Here is a 2,450-nt window from a genome sequence, read left to right on the forward strand (position 1 = left end):
AAATCAAATTGAGCTTGTGAACTTGCGTTCACAGAAAATAAAGATGCTATAAATAGGAATAGTTTTTTCAAAGTGTATTTAGTAATGCGTTACAACGTCCTCGTATAAACGCCGTGGGAACCATCCGACGCGCGCTAAACGTAGTGTTGTCTCTTTTTAAATTAAATGTTCTTCTCTGCCACCCTGGCCTTGTGAGCAATGGCGATTATGCGTTGTTGGCAAATGTTATTTATTTAACTGTTACCTCAAGCTTAAAATACTCATTGAGAAAACTAAGTTCCTTTTCGAAATATTTAGTTTCCTCTTTATTAATGAACTGACTTACCATCTTGGAAGGGCTACATTGACTGTATTCAAATGTTGATTTTCCATCAAAATTATCGTAGTCACCGTAAATTAAGTAGCTTCCATATAAACTCGGCATGTCTGAGCAAGACGTTATGTAATGACCCGTCAATATGCTTCCAACTTCTACGTCACCCTTGAACACATCTAATATCTCAAATTCATAACAATCTTCTTCAAATGATACAACTTTCAATTCTCCAATGAAAATGACATCAGTGTAGTTAACCAATTCGATATATTCATCCTTGTTCCACACTTGCCATAATGTGGTACAGATACAGGCAAAACTATTGGGAACGAAGACTACTAAGAAAATTAAAGCTAGAATTTTGTTCATAATGTTTGCCAACGTCCCCGTATAAACGCCGTGCGAACCCTCCGACGCACACTACACGTAACGTTTTATCTTTTTAAATTAAATTTTCTTCTCTTCCACCCTTGCCTTGTGAGCGTTGGCGTTTATGCGCTGTTGGCTATAGTTTACTGAATATTTTGTCCTTTTGGAAAAGATCAGATTTGAATAATCGCAAATTTTCTCCTTCAAGGATAAACTTATGCTCTTTCACTACCGACTCTTCCTTTACAACTTCTAGAGATTCTTCATCAATAACGAAACTTGGACGTTTCTCATTCAATATCAATGTATCAGATTTCAATTCCCAATTTCCTTTACGATCTGTCCAGGTCCAACAGCTGTCCCCACGATCTTCGTAAACAAACTTGCCATTTCTTTTTAGAATCAGAATGTCTATTTTAAAATCATCATTTATTTGATATTTCCCAACTACAGACTTTGACGTAACAGTCATAAAAGTCAATACCAAAAATGATAAAATCAGTTTCATAATAAATTATAGCCAACGTCCCCGTATAAACGCCGTGCGAACCATCCGACGCGCGCTAAACGTAGTGTTGTTTCTTTTTAAATTAAATTTTCTTCTCTACCACCAAGGCCTTGTGAGCGTTGGCGTTTATGCGTTGTTGTAAAGTGTTTTCTTTAACTATTTATCATTCTCTCGATACACTTTAATCGAGCCGAGAAATAATGAAATTGGTATCACCAAAATAAAAAGCGATACGACATTATCAATGAACGCCATAAAAATTAAAAATAGTGCTATCGCTACGGCACCAAAAATTGAGAATGCCGAAATAAATAAAACAAGAGATTCGTTGACCTTATTTTTTTTGGCTATTGAATTCAAAAACCTAGTAAAGTACATATAAATTAAGTGATAGCATGCGATAAATAAAATAGAATTAAAAGAACGCTGAATTAAACTCATTTCGTTCTGGTAAAATAAATTTATAATTCCCACCACTATAGTGACAACACCAAAGACCTTATAATATTTATCAATAGATCTATTTTTCAACAAAATGCTTTACAACGTCTCCGTATAAACGCCGTGCGAACCATCCGACGCGCGCTAAACGTAACGTTTTATCTTTTTATATTAAATTTTCTTCTCTTTCACCCTAGCCTTGTGAGCGATGGCGATTATGCGTTGTTGTGCACTGGCTGTTTATTTACAACTAATCAATGTGCCTGAACCACGAAACTCAAATTCATAAATAAATTCATCCTCAGTGAGGCATCCATATTTTCGTCTATACCTCCTGTCTTTAAAATCGTAAATATGAAGAATCAAATAATCCTTTTTGAAATGGTACTTTTTCATTTCTATTTCAAAAAAAGAATATTCGATGAATTTTCCCTTTTCATATGGCTTTTCAAACAAAAAGGATATTCTTGATACGCTGTCTGCTTGAATTTTTTCTAATTGATTAACAGTCACAATTAAATTTCCGGGCACATAATGTACTGCTATCTCATCCTTTGTTCCATCTAAAAATTCAATTGCAATCCGGCTATTTGTAACACCGGAAACACATAGTTCACCATTAACTTGAATGATCATATTCAAATTCTGGGCAACTGATAATTTAATAGTTAGCAGCAGAAATACTAAATATGGCTGTAGTTTCATTAGCTTGTGCACAACGTCCCCGTATAAACGCCGTGCGAACCATCCGACGCGCGCTAAACGTAACGTTTTATCTCTTTAAATTAAATTTTCTTCTCTTCCACCATGGCCTTG

At 35.1% G+C, this 2,450-nt stretch carries 3 protein-coding genes; all 3 read right to left on the reverse strand.

Annotation, left to right across the window (positions count from 1 at the left end):
* Positions 1 to 229: 229 nt before the first annotated feature.
* Positions 230 to 685 (reverse strand): hypothetical protein, encoded by a 456-nt coding sequence (locus POW22_RS10350; protein ID WP_272832599.1) that lies wholly within the window; start codon positions 683 to 685, stop codon positions 230 to 232.
* Positions 686 to 821: 136 nt separating this feature from the next.
* A complete protein-coding gene (locus tag POW22_RS10355; protein ID WP_272832600.1) occupies positions 822 to 1,193 on the reverse strand; it encodes a hypothetical protein in 372 nt (123 codons plus the stop codon).
* Positions 1,194 to 1,874: 681 nt separating this feature from the next.
* Positions 1,875 to 2,339: a hypothetical protein gene (locus POW22_RS10360; protein ID WP_272832601.1), complete on the reverse strand. Its 465-nt coding sequence runs from the start codon at positions 2,337 to 2,339 to the stop codon at positions 1,875 to 1,877.
* Positions 2,340 to 2,450 lie beyond the last annotated feature (111 nt).

Source organism: Gilvibacter sediminis (assembly GCF_028561565.1).
Taxonomy (GTDB): domain Bacteria; phylum Bacteroidota; class Bacteroidia; order Flavobacteriales; family Flavobacteriaceae; genus Gilvibacter; species Gilvibacter sediminis.

What these genes read in the sequence shown, in the direction of transcription:
- POW22_RS10360 (WP_272832601.1), bottom strand. Translation starts at nt 2,339, where the DNA reads ATGAAACTACAGCCATATTTAGTATTTCTGCTGCTAACTATTAAATTA.
- POW22_RS10350 (WP_272832599.1), bottom strand. Translation starts at nt 685, where the DNA reads ATGAACAAAATTCTAGCTTTAATTTTCTTAGTAGTCTTCGTTCCCAAT.
- POW22_RS10355 (WP_272832600.1), bottom strand. Translation starts at nt 1,193, where the DNA reads ATGAAACTGATTTTATCATTTTTGGTATTGACTTTTATGACTGTTACG.